The sequence below is a fragment of the Streptomyces sp. NPDC043878 genome, from assembly GCF_056435735.1.
Map to the genome: position 1 here is coordinate 361,637 of NZ_JBWKDW010000002.1, position 20,933 is coordinate 382,569.

Annotated in this window: 17 protein-coding genes and 1 riboswitch; of the genes, 7 read left to right on the forward strand and 10 right to left on the reverse strand. The window is 73.9% G+C overall.

What is annotated here, in order from left to right:
• Positions 1-138: 138 nt before the first annotated feature.
• From metG to AC07AZ_RS05380, 4 genes are all read right to left on the reverse strand, one after another.
• Positions 139-1,755 carry a methionine--tRNA ligase gene (metG, locus tag AC07AZ_RS05365; protein ID WP_478844015.1) on the reverse strand — a complete coding sequence of 539 codons (1,617 nt, stop codon included), beginning with the start codon at positions 1,753-1,755 and terminating at the stop codon, positions 139-141.
• A gap of 103 nt (positions 1,756-1,858) precedes the next feature.
• Positions 1,859-3,673, reverse strand: coding sequence for a VWA domain-containing protein (locus AC07AZ_RS05370; protein ID WP_478844017.1), 1,815 nt, complete (start codon positions 3,671-3,673; stop codon positions 1,859-1,861).
• Between the two features lie 259 nt (positions 3,674-3,932).
• Entirely contained in the window at positions 3,933-4,934 is a 1,002-nt protein-coding gene (locus tag AC07AZ_RS05375) for an endonuclease/exonuclease/phosphatase family protein (RefSeq protein WP_478844019.1), read from the reverse strand.
• A 42-nt stretch (positions 4,935-4,976) separates the two neighbouring features.
• A complete protein-coding gene (locus AC07AZ_RS05380) occupies positions 4,977-5,927 on the reverse strand; it encodes a hypothetical protein (RefSeq protein WP_478844021.1) in 951 nt (316 codons plus the stop codon).
• Positions 5,928-6,106: 179 nt separating this feature from the next.
• On the opposite strand from AC07AZ_RS05380, the gene AC07AZ_RS05385 reads away from it, so the two are divergent.
• Positions 6,107-6,661 (forward strand): SH3 domain-containing protein, encoded by a 555-nt coding sequence (locus tag AC07AZ_RS05385; protein WP_478844023.1) that lies wholly within the window; start codon positions 6,107-6,109, stop codon positions 6,659-6,661.
• 333 nt (positions 6,662-6,994) lie between these two features.
• On the opposite strand, the gene AC07AZ_RS05390 is transcribed toward AC07AZ_RS05385, so the two are convergent.
• Entirely contained in the window at positions 6,995-7,444 is a 450-nt protein-coding gene (locus tag AC07AZ_RS05390; RefSeq protein WP_478844025.1) for a hypothetical protein, read from the reverse strand.
• A 317-nt stretch (positions 7,445-7,761) separates the two neighbouring features.
• On the opposite strand from AC07AZ_RS05390, the gene AC07AZ_RS05395 reads away from it, so the two are divergent.
• Entirely contained in the window at positions 7,762-8,970 is a 1,209-nt protein-coding gene (locus AC07AZ_RS05395) for a PP2C family protein-serine/threonine phosphatase (RefSeq protein WP_478844179.1), read from the forward strand.
• 153 nt (positions 8,971-9,123) lie between these two features.
• Positions 9,124-10,269: a hypothetical protein gene (locus tag AC07AZ_RS05400; RefSeq protein ID WP_478844027.1), complete on the forward strand. Its 1,146-nt coding sequence runs from the start codon at positions 9,124-9,126 to the stop codon at positions 10,267-10,269.
• Here the strand turns inward: AC07AZ_RS05400 and AC07AZ_RS05405 are convergent, their stop codons facing one another.
• A complete protein-coding gene (locus tag AC07AZ_RS05405) occupies positions 10,270-11,508 on the reverse strand; it encodes an amidohydrolase (RefSeq protein ID WP_478844029.1) in 1,239 nt (412 codons plus the stop codon).
• A 95-nt stretch (positions 11,509-11,603) separates the two neighbouring features.
• Positions 11,604-11,891 (reverse strand): hypothetical protein, encoded by a 288-nt coding sequence (locus AC07AZ_RS05410; RefSeq protein ID WP_478844031.1) that lies wholly within the window; start codon positions 11,889-11,891, stop codon positions 11,604-11,606.
• Positions 11,892-12,001: 110 nt separating this feature from the next.
• Here AC07AZ_RS05410 and AC07AZ_RS05415 point away from each other — a divergent pair, with 110 nt between their 5' ends.
• A complete protein-coding gene (locus AC07AZ_RS05415; protein WP_478844033.1) occupies positions 12,002-13,345 on the forward strand; it encodes a helix-turn-helix domain-containing protein in 1,344 nt (447 codons plus the stop codon).
• Positions 13,346-14,072: 727 nt separating this feature from the next.
• On the opposite strand, the gene AC07AZ_RS05420 is transcribed toward AC07AZ_RS05415, so the two are convergent.
• Positions 14,073-14,855 (reverse strand): hypothetical protein, encoded by a 783-nt coding sequence (locus AC07AZ_RS05420; protein WP_478844035.1) that lies wholly within the window; start codon positions 14,853-14,855, stop codon positions 14,073-14,075.
• A gap of 252 nt (positions 14,856-15,107) precedes the next feature.
• On the opposite strand from AC07AZ_RS05420, the gene AC07AZ_RS05425 reads away from it, so the two are divergent.
• Positions 15,108-16,070 (forward strand): nucleoside hydrolase, encoded by a 963-nt coding sequence (locus tag AC07AZ_RS05425; RefSeq protein ID WP_478844037.1) that lies wholly within the window; start codon positions 15,108-15,110, stop codon positions 16,068-16,070.
• 45 nt (positions 16,071-16,115) lie between these two features.
• On the opposite strand, the gene nicT is transcribed toward AC07AZ_RS05425, so the two are convergent.
• Complete coding sequence (gene nicT, locus AC07AZ_RS05430) at positions 16,116-17,222, reverse strand: Nickel transporter NicT (RefSeq protein WP_478844039.1); 1,107 nt, start codon at positions 17,220-17,222, stop codon at positions 16,116-16,118.
• Between the two features lie 28 nt (positions 17,223-17,250).
• A riboswitch (cobalamin riboswitch) is annotated at positions 17,251-17,456 on the reverse strand.
• A gap of 79 nt (positions 17,457-17,535) precedes the next feature.
• On the opposite strand from nicT, the gene AC07AZ_RS05435 reads away from it, so the two are divergent.
• Complete coding sequence (locus tag AC07AZ_RS05435) at positions 17,536-17,886, forward strand: ArsR/SmtB family transcription factor (RefSeq protein WP_478844041.1); 351 nt, start codon at positions 17,536-17,538, stop codon at positions 17,884-17,886.
• Between the two features lie 108 nt (positions 17,887-17,994).
• Here the strand turns inward: AC07AZ_RS05435 and AC07AZ_RS05440 are convergent, their stop codons facing one another.
• Positions 17,995-18,927 (reverse strand): LAETG motif-containing sortase-dependent surface protein, encoded by a 933-nt coding sequence (locus AC07AZ_RS05440; RefSeq protein WP_478844043.1) that lies wholly within the window; start codon positions 18,925-18,927, stop codon positions 17,995-17,997.
• Between the two features lie 332 nt (positions 18,928-19,259).
• Here AC07AZ_RS05440 and AC07AZ_RS05445 point away from each other — a divergent pair, with 332 nt between their 5' ends.
• Positions 19,260-20,921 carry a glycoside hydrolase family 13 protein gene (locus tag AC07AZ_RS05445; RefSeq protein ID WP_478844045.1) on the forward strand — a complete coding sequence of 554 codons (1,662 nt, stop codon included), beginning with the start codon at positions 19,260-19,262 and terminating at the stop codon, positions 20,919-20,921.
• The last annotated feature ends 12 nt before the right edge of the window (positions 20,922-20,933 follow it).

The window sequence follows — 20,933 nt, forward strand, 5'->3', positions numbered from 1 at the left end:
GTCTCCCCTTCCTCCCTACTCGCCCCTCTCCATCAGCTCCTAGTCCGCCCCCCCCCCCCCCCCCCCCCCCCCCCCCCCCCCCACCCCCCCCCCCCCCCCCCCCCCCCCCCCCCCCACCCCTCGCGTCGCGGTGGGGCGTTACGCGGTCGGCTTCTCCTCCAGGCGGGGGAACAGGACCGCGCCCTTGGTGATCGTGGAGCCGGCCGGGAGGCGGCCCCAGTCGGCCGCTTCCCCGATGCGCTGGTCCGCGAGGGCACCCAGGGACGCCTCCGCGCCCAGGGATTCCCACAGCTTCTGGGAGGTGTCCGGCATCACCGGGTTGAGCAGGACGGCCAGTCCGCGCAGGGACTCGGCGGCCGTGTAGAGGATCGTGGCCAGCCGGGCCCTGCCCTCCGGGCTGTCGTCCTTGGCCACCTTCCACGGCTCCTGCTCCGTGATGTAGCCGTTGACCTGCTTGACGAAGTCGAAGACGGCCAGGATGCCGCCCTGGAAGTCCAGCTCCTCGCCGATCTTCCGGTCGGCCTCGGCGGCCGCCTTCGCCAGGCCGTCGTGCAGCGCCTTCTCCGCGTCTCCGTCGGCGGCGGACTCCGGCAGGGCGCCGCCGAAGTACTTGCCGACCATCGCCGCCACGCGGGAGGCGAGGTTGCCGTAGTCGTTCGCCAGCTCGCTCGTGTAGCGGGCGGAGAAGTCCTCCCACGAGAAGGAGCCGTCCTGGCCGAAGGCGATGGCCCGCAGGAAGTACCAGCGGTAAGCGTCCACGCCGAAGTGCGAGGTCAGGTCCTGCGGCTTGATGCCGGTCAGGTTCGACTTCGACATCTTCTCGCCGCCGACCATCAGCCAGCCGTTCGCGGCGACCTTGCCCGGCAGCGGCAGGCCCTGCGCCATCAGCATCGCGGGCCAGATCACCGCGTGGAAGCGCAGGATGTCCTTGCCGACCAGGTGGACGTCGGCCGGGAACGTGGACTCGAACTTCTCCTGGTTCTCGTTGTAGCCGACCGCCGTCGCGTAGTTCAGCAGCGCGTCGACCCACACGTAGATCACGTGCTTCTGGTCCCACGGGATCGGGATGCCCCAGTCGAAGGTCGAGCGGGAGATCGACAGGTCCTGGAGCCCCTGGCGGACGAAGTTCAGGACCTCGTTGCGCGCGGACTCGGGCTGGATGAAGCCGGGGTTCGCCTCGTAGTGCGCGAGGAGCTTGTCGCCGTACTCGCTCAGCTTGAAGAAGTAGTTCTCCTCGCTGAGGATCTCCACCGGCGTCTTGTGGATCGGGCAGAGCTTCTGCCCGGCGAACTCGCCCTCGCCGTCGAGCAGTTCGCCCGGCAGCTTGTACTCCTCGCAGCCCACGCAGTACGGGCCCTCGTAGCCGCCCTTGTAGATCTCGTCCTTGTCGTACAGGTCCTGCACGAACTCCTGGACGCGGTCGGTGTGCCGCTTCTGCGTGGTGCGGATGAAGTCGTCGTTCGCGATCTCCAGGTGCTCCCACAGGGGGCGCCAGGACTCGTCGACGAGCTTGTCGGCCCACTGCTGCGGGCTGACGCCGTTCGCCTCCGCGGTGCGCATGATCTTCTGACCGTGCTCGTCCGTGCCGGTGAGGTACCACACCTTCTCGCCGCGCTGACGGTGCCAGCGGGTGAGCACGTCGCCTGCGACGGTCGTGTAGGCGTGGCCCAGGTGAGGAGCGTCGTTGACGTAGTAAATGGGGGTGGTGACGTAGTACGCCTTTCCACCCTGCTTCTCGGATCCAGTGGCCGCCATGGTCGAAATCCTACTGGCCCCGCGCAGATCGACTCACCCGCGTTTCGGGGGGTGGACCCGTGGTGCGGTCCACCCCCCGAACAGCTCTTGTACCGCCTGGGCGCTACGGCCGCCAGTTCGCCAGGACGCCCTCGTACAGCTCCGTGTCCGTCAGCTCAAGCGGGGTCGGGCCCGCGTGGAAGAAGGACGTGTTGCCCGTCCTGAGCTTGCGGAGGTAGTCGAACGCCTTGTTGTCCTGCTCGCCGAAGGCCACGAAGGAGAAGAACACCGCGGGGTGGTTCTTCGCGGCGTCCGTGAGGGACTGCGTCGCCGGGGTCTTCGCGTCCGGGGCGCCGTCCGTCTGGAAGATCACCAGGGCGGGGGCGGCGGGGTCCGCCGACTTCCGGTGGTGCGCGAGCACCTCCTCCACGGCCACGTGGTAGCTCGTACGGCCCATGCGGCCGAGGGAGGCGTGCAGCTCGTCGATCTTGTTCTCGTGGTCGGCGGGCGTGAGGTCGGCGGTGCCGTCCAGTTCCGTCGAGAAGAAGACGACGTGGACGGTCGCCGTGGCCCCGGGGTCGAGGTGGGCGGCGAGGGCGAGGGTCTGGTCGGCCAGGGCCTGCGCGGAGCCGTCCTTGTAGTACGGGCGCATGCTCGCGGAGCGGTCGAGGACGAGGTAGACCTTCGCGTGGGTGCCGGTGAGGTCGGTGGCCTTCAGGGCGGCCGCGGCGGCGGTGTAGGCGGTGGCCAGGCCCGGGGGGACGGGGGCGGCGTCTGTGACGCCCGCTGTCTGTGGTGCGGCCTCGGCTTCGCCTTCGGCCTTGGGGTTCCCAGCCGCACCAGGGGCCTCGGCGGCGGGCGGCTCTTCGGCGGCGGGTGTGGCTGTGATCTCCGGCTCGGCGGGTGCCTTGGCCTCCGGCTCGGGGGTGGGCTTCGGTGCGGCCTCGGCTTCGCCTTCGGCCTTGGTGTTCCCACCCGCACCGCCCGTGCTGCTTTCGTCGTCGGCCGCGAGTGGCTCCTGTGGGGCGTCCTCGCCGTCGGCGGCCGCGGGGGCCTCGGCGGCCGGCGGCTCCTCGGCGGCGGGCGGCTCTTCGGCGGCGGGTGCGGCTGTGATCTCCGGCTCGGTGGGCTTCGGTGCGGCCTCGGCTTCGCCTTCGGCCTTGGTGTTCCCACCCGCACCGCCCGTGCTGCTTTCGTCGTCGGCCGCGAGTGGCCCCTGTGGGGCGTCCTCGCCGTCGGCGGCCGCGGGGGCCTCGGCGGCCGGCTTCGCCTCCGGCTCGGGCACCGTCTCCGCCACCGGAGCCGGTGCCTCGGTCTCCGGCTCAGGCTTCACCTCGGCCTCCGGCTCAGGCTTCACCTCGGCCTCCGGCTCAGGCTTCACCTCGGCCTCCGCCACCGGGGCTGGCGCCTCCGCCACCGGGGCCTCGGCCTCCGGCTTTGCCGGCTCCGCCGCCTCGGTCTCCGGCTTCACCTCGGCCTCTGGCACCGCCACCGGAGCCTCGGCCTCTGGCACCGCCACCGGAGCCTCGGCCTCCGGCACCGCCACCGGAGCCTCGGCCTCCGGCACCGCCACCGGAGCCTCGGCCTCCGGCACCGCCACCGGTGCCTCCGCCAGCGGAGCCTCGGCCTCCGCCTCCGGCGCCTGCGCCGCCGCCTCCGGCTTTGCCGGCTCCGTGTGTTCGGGGGTCCGTTCCGGCGTCGGGGCCGGGACCGAGACCTTGTCGAAGGCCGCTGAGACGAGGTCGTGCTCGTCGTCGTCCATGGCGGACGTGCGGGGCTCGGGGACCGTCGCGGTCGCCGTGGGGCGCGGTTCCGGGGACGGGGAGGGGACGGTCGGCTGCGGTGCCGGCGAAGGGGTGCTTTCCGCACCCTCCGCGTCGGCGGCACGCCCCTTGCGTGACCTGCCGAACGCGTTCCGCAGGGAGGTGAGAATGCCCATGTGCGCAACCCTTCGAGTGAGTTGAAGCCCGTCAATCCCTGGCCAGGACGGACACGTAAGGTTAGCGGCCCTGAAGGGTGATCTTCGGCAGGGGCAAGGTGTGATGGACGGCCCGTGTCAACACCGCGTCACGTCCTGGCAGTTCACCCCTGATTCAGCAGGTCACCGCGTCGCCGCGCCTCGTGCGTCCATCATCAAGTTGATGCCAAGATCGGGCAATGGAAGAGTAAAGCGACGCCTTGTGGGTGATCGCGACCGCTCAGCGCGCGTCGTGCAGGCTGAGGTCCACCACCAGCGCGCGGTGGTCGGTGTCGGCCAGGTCCAGGAAGCGGGCGTCGCGCGCGGCGAACTGCTCCGAGACGAGGACGTGGTCGATCTGCGCGCCGAGCGTGGGGGCGGTGCGGGCCGGCCAGCTGGGGACGCGGTCGGCTCCGGACAGCCGGGCGGCGTCACGCAGCCCGGTGTCGAGGACGCGGCGGAAGACGGCGTGGTCCTGGGAGGCGTTGAAGTCGCCGGCCAGGACCGTCGGGGTGGTGCCGTCGGCGGCGGCGAAGTGCCGCAGTGCGCCGAGTTCGCGGCGCCACAGGCCCAGCTGACCGGGCAACGGGGGCATGGGGTGCGCGAGTTGCAGCCGTACGGCACGACCCCGCACGTCCGCGACGGCTCCGGGCATGCCCATGGTGCCGGGCACGCCCGCCGTGGCCCGCAGCGGGAAGCGGCTGAGGATCACCGAGCCCTCGGAGCCGTCGCCCTCGACGGCTCGCCGGTGCGGGTAGTCCCTGCCGAGGGCCCGCTTCAGCCGCACGTCGCAGGTGTGCTCGCACTCCTCGACGAACACCAGGTCGGGCCTCTCCCGGCGGACGGCGGCGACGAGCGGGCCGGCGGCCTGTCCGAACTCGACGTTCGAGGTCAGCACCCGCAGTTCGGCGACAGCCGGCCCCGACGGCTCGCCGGCCCTGCCGTACGGCTCGATGAACCAGGCGAGGAGACCGAGCAGCACCAGGCCCCACACCAGGCCGGCCCACCAGCGGGCGAACAGCCCGGCCAGCAGTCCCAGTCCGGTGGGCACGAGCAGCCAGGGCAGGAAGGCGAGCAGTTGCGGCACGGGGGTGACGCCGTCGGTGTCGGCGGCCCGGCAGCCGACGACCACGCTCACTCCGGCGAACAGCGCCACGGCGCACCGGACTCCGGCCCGTCGCCCGGTCCGCCGCCCGCGCGGGTCGCCGGGGAGCTTCCGTCCGGCCGTCGTCGCAGTGTCCACGTCCCGGCCCTCCGCTCACGGATCGGATGACCGCATCCTCCCTCAGAGACGGGGTGGCGGGGCGGAGGTCTGCGGGGTGAGGGCCGAGGGGACGGTGGTGGCCGGCCGGGGCCGCGGACGCCGTAGGAGGTGGGCGTAGCGGCCGCTGAGCCAGGCCGCCAGAGCCACGGCCAGGCCGAGGGCGACCAACAGCCAGGACACCGTGCGCAGGGTGGCGGTGAGGGCGTCGTAGACGGCTCCCGCGGCCGGCTGGTGGGCCGCGTCGGGCAGGTCGGCGAGGGTGAGGCGGCGGCCGACGGAGACGGCGAGGGCGAGCAGGCCGCCGCCGAGGGCGGTGCCGAGCGCGGTGGCCGTGACCGCGCGGCGGCGGCAGGTGGCGACGGCGATCCCGGCCACCGCGAGGGCGGCCGCGGCGAGTGGGAGCCAGAAACCGGCGACGTCGAGCACGAGGTATCCCTTCCTGAGCCGGGCCAGGTCCTGGGCCGGGAGCACGGCGACAGCGGTGTGCTCGACCGGGATTCGGCCGGCCAACGGCATGTGTTCGTAGGCGAGTTGTGTCTTGACCTGGGCGGTGACCGGGGCGAGGTCGACGGTCACCGCGTGCGTGGCGGCGTCCTCGTCCTCGTCCCGCAGCGCGCGCAGCACGGCGTCGTGGACGGCCCGGTTGGCCGCGTCCCACGCGGTGCGGAAGGCCTCGGTCCGGGTGAAGGAGCGCACCGCGTCGTGCACGAAGGGGCGCACGGTGGCCCGCATGGGTCCGGCGTCGAGCCGGTCGCCGACCTGCTGCATGATGCCGGCGCCCACCGCGTCCGCGACGGCGTCGCGCACGTCCGGGTCGGTGGCGAGCGGCGCCATCGTGGTGACGTACCGGGTCGTGTCGGTGAGCCCGTACGCCGCCCAGGCGGCCAGGGCGCCGAACGGCAGCAACAGGCAGGACAGCGCGATCAGTACGGCCGACAGGGCGCTCCGGATGCGTGCGGGTCGAGGGGCCACGCTGTCAGGCAACGGCCGGGCGGCGCCCGGCGCGAGCGGAGTGACTGCATTCGGGCGCACCGGACAAGCCGAACGGGCGTTCACCGCCATGACCCCCGGCGGAACCGGGCACTCCGCTCTCCGGTGGAGGGTTCACCCGAACGGGTGTTACCTGGTTCTGGGGAGAAGGAGGCCGATTCATGCGCACCACTGTGGCCCTGCGGGCCGTCGCCGCGTCCGTGCTCGCCTGCGGCGGTCTCGTCGCCGCCGGAGCGGGTACCTCCGCGTCCGCCGCGACCGCACCGTCGTACTGGGAAGGAAACGGTGACGGCGGATCAGACAGGCCCGTCCCGGGCACCGTCGTCTCCGGCACCGCGCTCCACGTGAGGGCGGAGCCCACCACCCGGTCGGCGACCGTCGACCGGCTCGCACCCGGCAGTCACGTCCGCGTCCAGTGCAAGGTGCGCGGACAGCGCGTCGACGGAAACCCGTACTGGTACTGGCTCGTCGGCGCGCAGGGCTGGGCGAGCGCCGCGTTCGTGGACACCGGCGGAACGCGGGTGGCGCCCTGTGCCGACCCCTGTCCGCAGTGGAAGAACGGCGCCTGGTCGAACGCCGACCGGAACGACCCCGACTGGAGCCGGCCCTGGGCCGTCTCGGGCTCCCTGTCCTGGAGCTTCTCGGGTTCGTGGAACCTCACTGTGACGTCCGGAGCCTCGTCGGACGGCTGGAGCACGCTCCCCGTCGTCTGGTGAGTGGAGGGATGAGGGAAACGTGCGGGCCCCGGCAGACCCCGCCGGGGCCCGCACGTGAACGCCTCACGGGCGGAGGGTTCGTGAACGCTCCACGGGCGGAGGGTTCGTGAACGCTCCACGGGCAGAGCGTTCGTGAACGCCTCACGGGCAGAGGGGGTTCATGAGCGCTCCACGGGCGGAGGGTTCGTGAACGCCCCACCGGTGGCGCCGGTGAACGCGTCACGGGCCCGGCCGAGGGTGAACGCGTCACCGGTATACGTGAACGCCCCACCGGCGTGCCGGGCCGGTGAGGCGTTCCGCCGGTCCGCGGACGGCCGGTCCGCGGACGGCCGGTCAGCGGATGCGGTTGCCCTCTCCGTCCTCGCGTGTGTAGTAGCGGTAGAAGAAGACGCCGAAGACGCCCGCGGTGACCACCACTCCCAGGGCCACCGACCGCAGCACGCTGTCGCCGCTCTGGCTGTAGAGGAAGCCCACGGACGCGCCGGCGAAGGCGGACTTCGTCAGCGAGTGCAGTTCGCGCTTGAGCAGCGGGGCCAGCCTCGCCACGGCGAGGCAGAGCACGATGAACGCGATCGCCGTGACGAAGCCGAACAGGACGTTCCAGCCGGTGACGGGCCCGCCGCCGCGCCGGTTGGCCGCGGCCCAGTAGCCGTAGACGAGTCCGAGGACGACGGGTACGCCGACCTCCGCGGCCCGGTGGACCCGCTCGTCGAAGATGTCGGGCGTCCGGATCGGACGGATCTGCCGGGTCGCCCCGCGGGACCTGGGTGCCGCATGAGCCATGAGAGCACTCCTCTCTCCTCGCCCCCGTCTTCCAGAGCACACCTGGCGACAGGCCCTGGCAAGTCGGCGGACACGGGAGTTTCCGCCCAGGTGCGGGCCGTCCCGGCCCGTGTTTCGCTGGGGATCATGAAGCCCGTACTCCCCGGCGCGCCCGGCACCCGCGGAGAGGTGGCACAAACGATCACACAGGCCGTGGCGGCCCGGCGGGCGTCGGTACGGGGCCGCCCGAGGCCGGCCGCGCGCCCGGGCCCGGGACGGTGAGCGGCCGGCGCGTGGGGCGCGCCGGTGACGACGGGGGCCGGAGGCTCGTCGGCCCGCTGCCGCGCGTGGACCCCGCGCACGACCCGGCGCCGAGCCAGCAGCTGCTGCGGGTCCGGGGCCGAAGTGCCGCCTGGGTGCCGCCGCTGCTGCTGCTGTGCGGGATCTCGCTGATCGACCTCGACACCGACGGCGAGTTCCGCACCATCACCTGGATCGTGCTCGTGCCCGGCATCGCCGCCGCGATCTGCGGGGTGTGGGGCACGGCCGCCTTCGCCGTGCTCGCACTCGTCACGTACGTCCTCGCGGACAGCGCCTGGCCGAACCAGTACGAGACCGGCCTGCCCGACTTCATCCTGGTCGCCGTCGGCGGCGTCCTGGCCGTCCTCGCCTGCGTGGTCCGCCTGCGCGGGGAGCGCCGGCTGCTGCACATGCGGGACATCGCCGAGACCACCCGCCGTACCGTGTTGCGCCCCCTCCCGCCCGGCTGGGGCGGCCTCGACCACGCGGCCGTGTACCTCGCCGCGGACAGCGAGGCCCGGGTCGGCGGCGACTTCTACGACATCCAGCCCGGCCCGCACGGCACCCGCGTCCTCGTCGGCGACGTCCAGGGCAAGGGACTGGGCGCGGTCGAGGCGGCGGCCGCGCTGCTCGGCGCCTTCCGCGAGGCGGCGTACCACGAGCCGGAACTTCGGACGGTCGCCCACCGGCTGGAGATCCGGATGCGGCGACACGGCCTGCACTGCACGGCGCTCGGCCGTGACGACGGCGACCGCTTCGCCACCGCCGTCCTGCTGGGCTTCCCCGCGCCGGAGGGCCGCCGCGCCGCCGGCCACATCGAGATCGTCAACTTCGGCCACGAACCGCCGCTCCTGGTCGGCTCCGGCGGGGTCCGCCCCCTGCCGGCCGGCGACGGACTCCCGCTCGGCCTCGGCGAGCTGACCGGCGCCCCCGGCCCGCCGCCCACCCTGCGGGTCCCGCTCGCCCCGGGTGACACGCTGCTGCTGACCACGGACGGCGTGACCGAGGCACGGGACGGCGACGGCCGCTTCTACGCCCTGGCCGACCGGGTCGCCGAGGCCGTCGCCGCCGACCCGCGCACCGCCGCACCGGACCGCCTGGTCGCCCTCGTCCGGGACGGCACCCTCCGCCACAGCGCCGGCCGCCTGGCCGACGACACCACCATCTTCGCGGTCCGCCGAAGCGAGACCCGACCGCCGGCCGAGCCGCACCCCAACCCCCAACTGCCCCACCCCCCACACCCGTAGCCGCCGGCCTGGATCGAACCAAAGCCGCACCGGGGGTCGAACCGGTAGGGGGGCGGGGCCGAGTGGGGGGCTTCTCGGTGCTGGCGCCCTGCTTTGCAGCCGCACCCGTTACGGTGCTGCCATACGTGATCGACGGGGGATGGGGAGGGACCGATGCCCGGGACCGTGCTGCTGCTCGCCGCCTCACCGGCGGGCAAGGGGTGTCTGGTGGACGCGGCGTCCGTGCTCCCCGTCCTCGCGGCGGTCCCGCCCGCCGTGCTGTCCGGCACCGACACCGCGAACGTCGTCGAGCTCGTCGACCCGCTGGAGCCGCAGGCCGTCCTGACCCGGCTGCGGGCGGCCGCCGCGGCCCCCGGCCCGCTGACCGTCTTCGTCGCCGGGCAGCTCCAGCTCGACCGGCGCCAGCGGCTGCCGCACCTGGCGCTGGCCCGCACCACACCGGCCTCGGTCCGCTACACCGCGCTGCCCTGGCACTGGGTCCGGGAGGAACTGCGGCTGCGTTCCCCGGGCACGACGACGCTGTTCCTCGATCTGCGCGCGGACCCGGAGACCTGGGAGTGGCTGCGCGCGAACCCGCTCGACTCGGGCCGCAACAACGCGGTCTACGGGCGGATCGGACCGCCGCCCGCCCGGCGCGCGGTGGCCGTCCCGTCGTACATGAAGGCGGTCGCGACGATCCTGCGCAGCGGGCACCGGCCGCCGCTGCGGCAACTGCACGAGCACGCCTCGGCACGGCTCGGTGCCGAGGGCTACGCGGACCTGGTGCTGACGGCGCCCGGCGCCGCCGGAGCCTTCGACGCCGGGCCCGCGCACCGGCCGCCGGTCCCGCCCCGGCCGCCGGCCCCGCGCGCGTCGGCGCCGGACGGCCCGGGGGACACCGATCCGCACGCGGCGATCTCCGCCGCGGTCGCCGCGGACCGGCACTCCGACGCCGACGCCCTGGCGGCACACCACGAGCAGGCCGCCGCGCACGCCCACGGTCCGGCCTCCGAGGAGGCCCTGCACTGGACCGAGGTCCGCGCCGACCTGGCGATGTTCGCCGGGGACCCGGCGCGCAGCTGCCGCGCCTGGCTCGCGGTGGCCACCGCACGGCTGTCGTCGGGGCAGGCGCCGGACGCGCCCGGTGTGGAGACGGCCGTGGACCGGGCCCACCACCAGTGGGGCCTGATCACCGACCCGGCGCGGGCCCGTGAACTCGGCCTCGCACTGGCCGAGTTGCGCCTGCGGGTGCCGGGACGCAGACAGGGGGCGCTGGACCACGTACGGCGTCAGCTGCGGCAACTCCAGACGCAGAGCTGATCAGTCGACCAGATACGCCAGCGCTCCCGACACCAGCGTCCGCACGCCCGGCGCCACCGTCGACAGGTCGGGGGCGAAGCGGGGGCTGTGGTTGCCGGGGACGGCGGCGAGCTTCTCCCCCAGGTCCTCGCCGGGCGCCGCGTCCCACACCCGGGCCGGAGTGCTGGTCACGAACCAGTAGGAGTACGGCAGTCGCCCCTCGGCCAGGTGCGGGAAGTCCTCGCTGGCCATCGCCGGGCCCGGGTCGATGACCGTGCCGGCGCCGAACACCTCGCCGTGCACGGCGGCCACCCGCCGGTCGGTCTCCGGGTCGTTGACGGTGAGCGGGTAGGAGTCGCCGACGAGGATCTCCGGCTCGCGCGGGCATCCGGCCGCCGCGCACTCGCCCGCCGCGATCCGCCGTACCGCCGCGATCATGCGGTCGCGGACCGCTTCCGACCGGGTGCGGATGTTCAGCCAGACACGCGCCTCGCCGGGGATGATGTTGGACCGTGAACCGGCCTCGATGCGGCCGACGGTCAGGACGGCCGCCTCACCGGCGGCGATCTCGCGCGAGACGACGGTCTGCAGCCGGGTCACCAGGAACGCGGCCGTCACCACCGGGTCGACCGCCGACTCCGGCCGGGAGCCGTGCCCGCCCACCCCGTGCACGAGGATCTCGATGTCGGTGGAGGCGGACAGGATCAGGCCCGGTGTGTGGCCGTACAGCCCGGCCGGGCCGGGCACGGCGTGCTGGCCGAGCAGCACGTCGGGGCGCGGGACCCGCTCGTACAGCCCGTCGGCGACCATGCGGGCGGCTCCGCCCCCGGTCTCCTCCGCGGGCTGGCCCACCAGCACCAGCGTTCCCGACCAGGTGTCGCGTCCGGCGGCCAGCGCGTCGGCCGCGCCCACCAGCCAGGTCACGTGCAGGTCGTGTCCGCAGGCGTGCATCAGCCCGGGCGTCAGGGAGGCGTACGGCAGTCCGGTCTCCTCCTGGACGGGCAGCGCGTCCATGTCGGCGCGCAGCAGCACGACCGGCCCGTCACCGTTGCGCAGCACCCCGGCGACGCCGGTGCCGCCGATGCCGTCCGTGGTCTCGTACCCGGCGGCGCGCAGGCGTTCGGCGAGCTTTCCGGCGGTGCGGTGCTCACGCAGGGACAGCTCGGGATGGCGGTGCAGATCCCGGTAGAAGTCCTCCAGGGCGGGGACCGGGAGGCCGGCGGTGAGATCCAGCGCGGTGCGGGCGGCGGGAGAGGTCACGGGGGCAGCGTACGCGGGGCGGCCCACGACGGGCGGGGACGAGCCTTTCCATGGCCGGGACCACGGGGTCGCGCCATGACTACGATGGCGTCACGTCACCGGCGGGTGGCGGAAGAGGCGCCGGCGGGGCCGGGGAGGCCGTCGCCGGACTGCCCGATCGGCTCGGCCCGCTCGACCCGCGCCGCATGGTGGGGCGAGGTCCTGTCCGCCGCTCTCGTCGGGCCCGCGTTCGCGGCCAGTACCAGGGTCACGACGGCCACCACGGCGGCGGCGGCCCCCCTCGTGTATCGCGTGGTGGTGCTGGGGCGTTCGAGCACGGCGACCTCGCAGCAACGGCGGACGGACAACGACAGTGACACCGGCGACAGCACTGACAACGGCAACGGCAATGTCTACGGCAACAACAGCGACATTGTGTTAAGCACGTTTAATACGCCGTTTAACCTAGGGGCTCTCGAACCCGAACGGCAAGACCCACAGGGGGAGTTGGCCCATGTCCGACCGAGACGAACCGGGCACCATAGGGCGCCGGGTGCAGCAGTTGCGGGTCGAACGGGGACTGACGCAGAAGCAGCTCGCCGAACCCGCCTACACGCCCGCGTACATCTCCACCCTGGAGTCCGGCCGGGTGCGCCCCTCCGACGAGGCGCTGCGCCATCTCGCCGACCGGCTCGGCGTGGCCTTCGAGGAACTGACCACCGGCCGGCCCGCCCACCTCGTCACCGGACTGCGGCTGCGGCTGACGGAGGCGCAGCGCACGCTCGCCACCGGAGAGGCGCAGGAGGCGGCGGAGCAGTACGCCGCGCTGCTGGGCGAGGCCCGGACGCACGGGATCGTCGAGGTGCAGGCGGCCGCGCTGCTCGGGCTCGGCGAGTGCGGGCTCGACACCGGGGAACTCGACGCCGGACGCGAGTACTTCGAGCGGGCCGAACAGGCCCTCGCCGACGCCCCCCTGCCCGCCCGGGTCCCGGCCCTGCGCGGACGTGCCGTCTCCCACTACCTGGCCGGTGAACTGCGGTACGCCGTCTACCTGCTGGAGTCCACCCTCGACGAGCTCAACCGCGGTGGCCTGCACGATCCCGACGCGCTGCTCCTCCTCTACGCCAGCGTCATCGGGCCCTACATGGACATGGGCGCCCACGCCCGCGCCGCCCAGGCCGCGGAGTTCGCCCTCGCGCTCGCCCCGCAGTCCGGCGACCCGGCGCTCGTCGCCCGGATGCACCGGTCCGTCGCCCGCACCCTGCTCGCCGAGGGCCGCCTCGCGGAGGCCGACGTCTCGCTGGCCAAGGCCTCCGAGCTGTACCGGCAGCTCCAGATCCGCACCGAGCTCGCCAACTGCCACTGGATGCGCGGGTACGTGTACGCGCAGAACGGCGAACTGGAGCGCGCCGAGGCCGAGATGCGCGAGGCCCTCACCATGCTCTCCGCCAAGCGGGCCTCCCTCTACTCCAGCCAGGTCGCCGTGGAACTGGCCGACGTGCTGCGCCGGCGCGGCAAGAGCGAGGAGGCCGCCGAACTGCTGCGGCACGTCCTCAGCGACTTCAGCCCCGAGCGCGGCGCCCTGCACTCCGCCGCCGCGCACCGCCTCCTGGGCATCATCGCCGAGGACGCCCGCGACACCGAGGCCGCCGAGGAGCACTACGTACGGGCGCTGAGCCTCCTGGAACGGGCGGGCGCCGTCGGCGACCTGGCCGACCTGTGCCGGCTGCTCGGCGACCTGCTGCGCCGTACCGGCCGGGTGGAGGCCGCCCTGGACGCCTACCGCACGGGCCTCGGACACCGCACGGCCCCCGGCACAACCACCCTGGGCCCGGCCCCGGCCCAGCCCCCGCTGTGACGGCCGGGGCCGAGCCACGACCGCGCGGGCGGCTCGCCGGATCGCCCCGTCGGGCCGACCCGCCGGGGCCCGCCCGTCGTGCCGACCTGCCGGGGGCCGCCCGTCGTGCCGACCTGCCGGGGGCCGCCCGTCGTGCCGACCGGGGGTCCGACCGGCGGCCTGCCGGGAGCTGACCGCCGACCGCTGGTCGCCCGCTTCCGTGCGGTCTGCCCAGCGTCCGTCCGGCGTTCTGCCGGGAGCCGACCGCTGGCCGTCAGCGTCCGTCCGGCGGCCTGCCGGCTTCCGTCCGGCGTTCTGCCGGGAGCCGTCCGGCGGTCTGCCGCGGACCGACCACTGGCCGTCAGCGTCCGCGCGGCGGCCTGCCGGCTTCCGTCCGGCGTTCTGCCGGGAGCCGACCGCTGGCCGTCAGCGTCCGTCCGGCGGTCTGCCCGCTTCCGTCCGGCGGTCTGCCGGGAGCCGGTCCGCCCGGAGCCGTCCGGCCGTTTGCGCTCACGGTCGAGGCGGTCCTGCTCATCGTGACGGCGGGTGTCGGCCCGCTCCTCGCGCTGCCGCTCCAGCCCGGCTTCGGCGAGGCGCTCAGGATCCTGCGCCGGCACGCGGAGAGCAGGCGGACCACCCTCACCTCGGTGCCCGCGAACCGGCCGCGCGCCATGGAACCGGCGGACTTGTGCCAGCGGGCACCGGGACGTCCCCGAGCCGCCCCGCAAGGCGGAGGTCCCGCTCCGGTTCACACCTCCAGCCGGGCCTGTCTGCGGACCTCCGTCAGACGCTGCGTCCCCAGTTGTACGACCGCCGCCGTGACGTCCGGCGAGACGTTGCCGAGGCCGCCGTTGGTCAGGACGATCACGTCGTCGCCGACCCGGACGGCGGCCAGGTCCACGGTGAGCGTGGTCGGCTCGCCGTCGGCGCTCTCCCCGGCCAGTGTGAGCCGCAGGCCCTCCCGGGCGTCCCCGACGGCCGGCAGCGCCGCCTCGGCCACCCGCGCCCCCTGTACGGCGCCGCCGGCCGTCGTGGCCTTGAACTGCCCGCACCTGCCCGGCAGCGAGCGCAGCCAGGCCAGGGTGCGGTCCACGTCCGCCGGGTCGTGCGCGAGGACCTGGTAGCGCAACTGGGCCTGGTCCATGGCGTCGTCGAGGCCGGCGACCGCGTGGACGGCGGTCTCGGGGCCGAACACCTCCTCGGTGTAGACCGCGTCGAGCAGCCGCCCGCAGTCGGGCGGGTCGGCCTTCGCCTTGAGCAGGGTGTCCCGCCAGGTCCCGGCCCCCTGCGTCGGCTCCCAGGGCTCCCCCAGGTCCGCCGCGGTGACCAGCGCGGCCTCGGCCTGGGCCGCGGTGAGCGCGGCGGCGGACGGGGAGGGCGAGGCGGCGGGGGTGGAGCGGCCGGCCGTGGGCGAGGCGGCGGGCGCGGGCCGGTCGGGGGTCTCCGCCGAGCAGGCGGTCAGGACCGGCAGACAGGCAAGGCACAGTGCCGAGGCGCCCGCGAGGAGACGGCGGGCCGGGGGGCGGGTCATCGGGGGCCTCCTGCGCGCGGCGAAGATCGAGTACGTGTGCCCACAGCACCACCGCGCCGCTCCCGCCACCAGCGCGACGGTCCGTCCGGGTTACCGCCCGCGGCCCCGGCGGCCCGGAACCCGCCCGCGCGCGACCGGCCGCGCCCCCGCGCCGCCCACCCGGACCGCGGGGTGCGGGGAACCGCGCCGGGCTGCGTAAGGTCGGTTCCGTAGTGCCCGCGCTGAGACGGTCGTAGGAACAGGAGCTCCGCCGTGAACGGTCAGCCCATCCCGGTGATCATCGACTGCGACACCGGTGTCGACGACGCCCTCGCCCTGCTGTTCGCCGTCCGCCACCCCGGGCTCGACGTGCGGGCGATCACCTGCGTGGCCGGGAACACCGACGTGGACGGGGTCGTGCGCAACACCCTGACCGTGCTGGAGCAGGCCGGCGCCCCCGGCATCCCGGTCGCGCGAGGTGCCGAGCGGCCGCTGATCGAGCCGGTGCGCACCGCCCGGCACGTGCACGGGCAGGACGGCATGGGCGACCTCGGGCTGCCCGCGCCGACCCGGGTGCCGGTGGACGTGGACGCGGTGACGCTGCTGCGCCGCGAGATCCTCGCCTCTCCGCGCCCGGTCACCCTCATCCCGACGGCACCGCTGACGAACATCGCGCTGCTGCTCAGGACGCACCCGGAGGTGGTGCGGAACATCGAGCGGATCGTGTTCATGGGCGGCGCGGTCGCGACCGGGAACGCCACGCCGGTCGCCGAGTTCAACGTGTGGCACGACCCGGAGGCGGCGGCGGTCCTGCTCACCGCGGGGGTGCCGATCACCATGTACGGCCTCGACGTGTTCCAGCGGGTCCTGGTGCCGGCCGGGGACGTGCAGCGGCTGCGTGCCAGCGCCGAACCCCGGCTGCGGCTGGCCGGTGAGCTGCTCGCCCACCGCGACCCGGCCACCTCGGGCGACCCCACCCCGACGGGCGGTCTCGGCGACGCGGGCGCGGTCTGCGCCGTCGTCGACCCGGCGGGGCTGACCACCGAACGCCTGCCGGTGGAGGTCGCGTTGGCTCCGGGCCCGACCCGCGGCCAGACCCTCGTCGACCGCCGTCCGCGCCCCGGCGAGTCCGAGATCCACGAGGGCCCGCGGGAGCAGACCCTGGTGGACGTCGGCCTGGGCGTGGACGTGGAGCGGTACGTGAAGCTGTGGCTGACGACGGTCGAGGGCGCGTAGGCCCCCCCGGGGCGGCCCGGTCCGGACCCGTTGCCTGTCGCGGCACTAGCGGCTGTCGGCCGGCCGTACCGCCCAGCGCTGCTCCACCTTGGCGACCTTCCAGTAGGTCACGGCCGCCGCCCACACCACCACGAACAGGCCGACGATGACGTAGCCGACGTTGTCCAGGTCGAGGCCGGCGATCCAGCCGCTGAGGTCGTCGCGCAGGTCGAGCTTCTCGTGCAGGACGCCGACCAGTTCGATGGTGCCGATGAAGAACGCGACGGCGATGGACAGACCGGTGATGGTCAGGTTGTAGAACACCTTGCGCACGGGGTTGGAGAAGGCCCACTGGTAGGCGAAGTTCATGAAGGTGCCGTCGAGGGTGTCGAACAGGCTCATGCCGGCGGCGAACAGCAGCGGCAGGCACAGGATCGCGTACCAGGGCAGGCCGGCCGCCGCGCCCGAGCCGGCCATCACCATCAGCGTGACCTCGGTGGCGGTGTCGAAGCCCAGACCGAAGAGGAAGCCGAGCGGGAACATCTGCCCGGGGCGGCTGATGGACTTGGTGAGCCGGCCGAGGATGCGGTTCATGAACCCTCGTGCGTCCAGGTGCTGTTCGAGTTCCCGCTCGTCGTAGGTGCCCGCGCGCATCGCTTTGAAGACCTTCAGGATGCCGAGCAGAGCGACCAGGTTGAGGGCGGCGATCAGGTAGAGGAACGTCCCCGAGATGGTCGTCCCCATGAAGCCGAGGGCCTGGTGAGTGCGCGAGCCCTCGTTCATGACCCGGCCCGCGAGCTGTGTGCCGCCGGCGATCAGCGCGGCGAGCAGGACCACCACGCTGGAGTGGCCGAGCGCGAACCAGAAGCCCACCGACACCGGCCGCTTGCCGTCGGCCATCAGTTTGCGGGTGGTGTTGTCGATGGCGGCGATGTGGTCGGCGTCGAAGGCGTGCCGCATGCCGAGGGTGTAGGCGGTGACACCGAGGCCGACGCCGAACGCCTTGGTCCCGACCTCGTAGTGCTCCGGGACGACGAGCAGGAACAGGATGCCGAAGGCGACGACGTGCAGGACGGCCACGGCCGTCAGCAGGCCGGCGGTCTTGACGGTGTCCTCCCGGCGCCACTTGAAGGACGCGGGTCCGGACGCCTGGGCAGGCTCGGGCAGGGTCATGCGGTCACGCTCCAGCACCTCGTGGATCACTTCGTGAGATGCCGTGGCCGGTCTCCTGGCTTACGGGTGATACGCCGCCGGCCCGCCTTCCCGGTCACCCTGCGGCGACCAGTGGCTGTCCCTCGCGGGACGGTGGGCCGGAAACTCCCCGATCACAGTGGCGAGGGCCGCGCCGGCATGGACCTTTGAGGGGTCGTCACCGGCTTCCCGAACACCACGGCCCGCCCACCGTAGGACGGCGGACGGTCCGCTGCATAGCTGCGCACCTGCGCAGGTATGGAAGATCACACGGTGGGCCTGCGAGGATGACGCCATGCATCTCGTCCCGGCCGACCGCGCGGACCGGCGCACCATCGACGGCCACCGGGTGTGCGACGCCATCGCCGCCATCGGTGAACCCGGCCACGTCCGCACCTGGGCCGACCGCTTCTCGCTGCTCGGGGAGCCCCGGCGGCTCGCCCTGCTGCTGGCCCTGCACCGCACCGGACCGCTCGCCGTGTCCGACCTGGCGATCGCGACCGGGATGAACGACCCCGCCGTCTCGCAGGCGCTCAGGCTGCTGCGGGCGGCGGGGGTGGTGGAGGGCGAGAAGGAGGGCCGGATCGTGCGCTACCGGCTGGTCGACGAAACCGTCGCCACCCTGCTCGACCAGGCCCGCCCCTAGTCCTCAGCCGCGCCGGCGCGGCGTTCTCCGCCCCGCCGGCGCGTTGATTCCCAGCCCCTCGGGCGTTCGAGGAGCGGGGGTCCAGGGGGCTGAGCCCCCTGGAACGGTTCACGCACCCGTGCCCCGACGCCGACGCGTCACGATCACCAGGCCCGCGCCGCCGGCCAGCAGCACCGCCGCCCCGATCGCGATCGGCCCCGTCGTGCTGCTCGCACCGGTCTCGGCGAGGTCGTCACCGCCACCGTCGGGCGTGGTGGCCGGCGCGGTGGTGGACTCGGAGGTGGCCGGAGTCGGGGTCGGAGAGTCCGTCGACGGCGTCTCGTCCGCCGGCGGCGTGGACTCCTGCGCGGGCTGCGAGGGCTCGGAGGACCCCGGGGCCGCCGGGGTCGGCGTCGGCGTGGACGGCGTCTGGGAGGGGGCCGTCGTGCACTCCTTCGTGCCGCCGTTCCAGGCCGCGATCAGCTTGTCCTTGATGACCGGGTGGTCGGGGCCCTTGGGCAGGTCGCCGTGTTCGAAGCCGTCCTTCGCGTCGAGTTCGCCGTCGAACCTGACCGCGCCCCGGTAGAGGTCGATCTGCGCGAAGCAGCCCGCGTCCGGCACGGCGATGTCGAGGGACTCGGTCTGGCCGGGCTTGACCGTCACGCTGTCGAAGTCGACGAAGACCTGCTCGCCGGAGGTGCGGAAGCTGGACCCGTGGGCGAGGTAGGAGGCCAGGGAGGCGGTGCAGGTGGTGGCGTCGCCGGCGGTACGGACCTTGATGTGGACCTTGCCGTCGTCGGTGGGCCGCAGGTTCTGGTCGTCGACCTTCACGGAGTCGTAGAAGTTCGTGCCGTCGAGCGAGAACTGGCAGCGGTCGGTCTCCGTGATCGTGCCCGCGCCCGATCCCGGCCGGTAGCCGTCGGCGGACTTCCAGCCGTCACCGCCGGGCGTGCCGGTGGCGAAGGCGCCCGAGGCGGCGGCGACGGAGGCGGTACAGAGGGCGAGCGTCGCGGCGCCCGTCCCCAGCAGGCGGCGCACGGTGACACGTCTCGCTATGGACATGCGTATCCCATCTTGGCGTGTGCAGGGGGTGAGTAACCCGAAGAAACACTGGGCTCATAGGTCACATGCGCCACAGCGTGCGGACATCGTGGATCTCTCGGCTCAGGGCTGTCAACCTGCGCCGATGCAAAGCGGGTTGAGTCGGTCATCACCATTCCCCCACATAGGGAACACCTCGCTCCGGGCCGTGGGGAGGCAGGCCGGATGTTCACTTTTCCGGCCAAGTGGACAGGGTTCTGGATATCGCCCGTACGGCATCCGGTCGTACGGCATCCGGTCATACGCCCCCTGGCCGCACGGCATCCGCCCACACCCAGCACGGAGGAACACGCGTGACCGTTCGCACCACGCCCGACCTCTCCGGCAAGGATCCCGACTGGTGGCGGCAGGCCGTCGTCTACCAGGTCTACCCGCGCAGCTTCGCCGACGCCGACGGTGACGGGCTCGGTGACATCCGGGGCGTCACCCGGCGCCTGACCCACCTCGCCGCGCTCGGCGTCGACGCGCTGTGGCTGAGCCCCTTCTACCCCTCGGAGCTCGCCGACGGCGGCTACGACATCGCCGACCACCGCGACGTCGACCCGCGCCTGGGCACTCTCGACGACTTCGCCGCCATGGTCGCCGAGGCCCACCGGCTGGGCCTGAAGGTGATCGTCGACCTGGTGCCGAACCACACCTCGCACCAGCACGTCTGGTTCCAGGAGGCCCTGCGGGCGGGGCCCGGCTCCGCCGCCCGCGACCGGTACGTCTTCCGCGACGGCCGCGGCGCGCACGGCGAACTGCCGCCCACCGACTGGCAGTCCGTGTTCGGCGGCAGCGCCTGGCGCCGGGTGCCGGACGGCCAGTGGTACCTGCACCTGTTCGCCCCCCAACAGCCCGACCTGAACTGGGACAACGACGAGGTCCGCGCCGACTTCCGGACCACCCTGCGGTTCTGGTCCGACCGCGGGGTCGACGGCTTCCGCGTCGATGTCGCGCACGCCCTGGCCAAGGACCTCGGCGAGCCGCTGCGCGACCTCGGCACCGCGGAGACCACCGGCGAGGCCGCGCTCGCCACCCTCCCGCCCGGCACGCACCCCTTCTACGACCGCGACGAGGTGCACGAGATCTACCGCGACTGGCGGACCGTCTTCGACGCCTACCGCCCGCCCCGCACCGCGGTCGCCGAGGCATGGGTGCCGGGCGCCCGGCGCGCGCTGTACGCCCGGCCCGACGAACTCGGCCAGGCCTTCAACTTCGAGTACCTCCAGGCGGGCTGGGACGCGGCCCAACTGCGCCAGGTCGTCACCGACTCGCTGGACACGGCCGCGTCGGCCGGGGCGTCGGCCACCTGGGTCCTGTCCAACCACGACGTCGTCCGGCACGCCTCCCGTCTGATGCTCCCGCCGGGCACCGACGACAACGCCTGGCTGCTGTCCGGCGGCCACGCCCCCGCCGTCGACCCGGTGGCGGGCCTGCGCCGGGCCCGGGCGGCCACGCTGCTGATGCTGGCGCTGCCCGGATCGGCGTACGTCTACCAGGGCGAGGAACTCGGTCTGCCCGAGGTCGCCGACCTGCCCTTCGAGGTCCTCCAGGACCCGATCTGGGAGCAGACGGGCCGGGTCCGCAAGGGGCGCGACGGCTGCCGGGTGCCGCTGCCGTGGACGCGCACGGGACCGTCGTACGGCTTCGGGACGGGCGCGGCCTGGCTGCCGCAGCCGGAGAGCTTCGCGGCGTACGCCGTCGAGGCCCAGGACGGGGTCGAGGGCTCGACGCTGGAGCTCTACCGCACGGCCCTGAGGCTGCGCCGCAAGCTGCTCGACGGGGAGACGCTGGCCTGGACGGACGACGTCCCGCCCGGGATCCTGCACTTCGCCCGGCACGAGGGCTGGCGCTGTGCGGCGAACCTGTCGGACCAGGCGGTCCCGCTGCCGGCCGGGGAGGTACTGCTGACCAGCGGGCCGCTGGAGGGCGGCCTGCTGGGCCCGGACACGACCGTGTGGCTCGGGAGTTAGCGGGGGCGGCCG

What these genes read in the sequence shown, in the direction of transcription:
- AC07AZ_RS05370 (WP_478844017.1), bottom strand. Translation starts at nt 3,673, where the DNA reads ATGGGCATTCTCACCTCCCTGCGGAACGCGTTCGGCAGGTCACGCAAG.
- AC07AZ_RS05435 (WP_478844041.1), top strand. Translation starts at nt 17,536, where the DNA reads ATGCATCTCGTCCCGGCCGACCGCGCGGACCGGCGCACCATCGACGGC.
- metG (WP_478844015.1), bottom strand. Translation starts at nt 1,755, where the DNA reads ATGGCGGCCACTGGATCCGAGAAGCAGGGTGGAAAGGCGTACTACGTC.
- AC07AZ_RS05400 (WP_478844027.1), top strand. Translation starts at nt 9,124, where the DNA reads ATGCCCGGGACCGTGCTGCTGCTCGCCGCCTCACCGGCGGGCAAGGGG.
- AC07AZ_RS05415 (WP_478844033.1), top strand. Translation starts at nt 12,002, where the DNA reads ATGTCCGACCGAGACGAACCGGGCACCATAGGGCGCCGGGTGCAGCAG.
- AC07AZ_RS05390 (WP_478844025.1), bottom strand. Translation starts at nt 7,444, where the DNA reads ATGGCTCATGCGGCACCCAGGTCCCGCGGGGCGACCCGGCAGATCCGT.
- nicT (WP_478844039.1), bottom strand. Translation starts at nt 17,222, where the DNA reads ATGACCCTGCCCGAGCCTGCCCAGGCGTCCGGACCCGCGTCCTTCAAG.
- AC07AZ_RS05440 (WP_478844043.1), bottom strand. Translation starts at nt 18,927, where the DNA reads ATGTCCATAGCGAGACGTGTCACCGTGCGCCGCCTGCTGGGGACGGGC.
- AC07AZ_RS05385 (WP_478844023.1), top strand. Translation starts at nt 6,107, where the DNA reads ATGCGCACCACTGTGGCCCTGCGGGCCGTCGCCGCGTCCGTGCTCGCC.
- AC07AZ_RS05420 (WP_478844035.1), bottom strand. Translation starts at nt 14,855, where the DNA reads ATGACCCGCCCCCCGGCCCGCCGTCTCCTCGCGGGCGCCTCGGCACTG.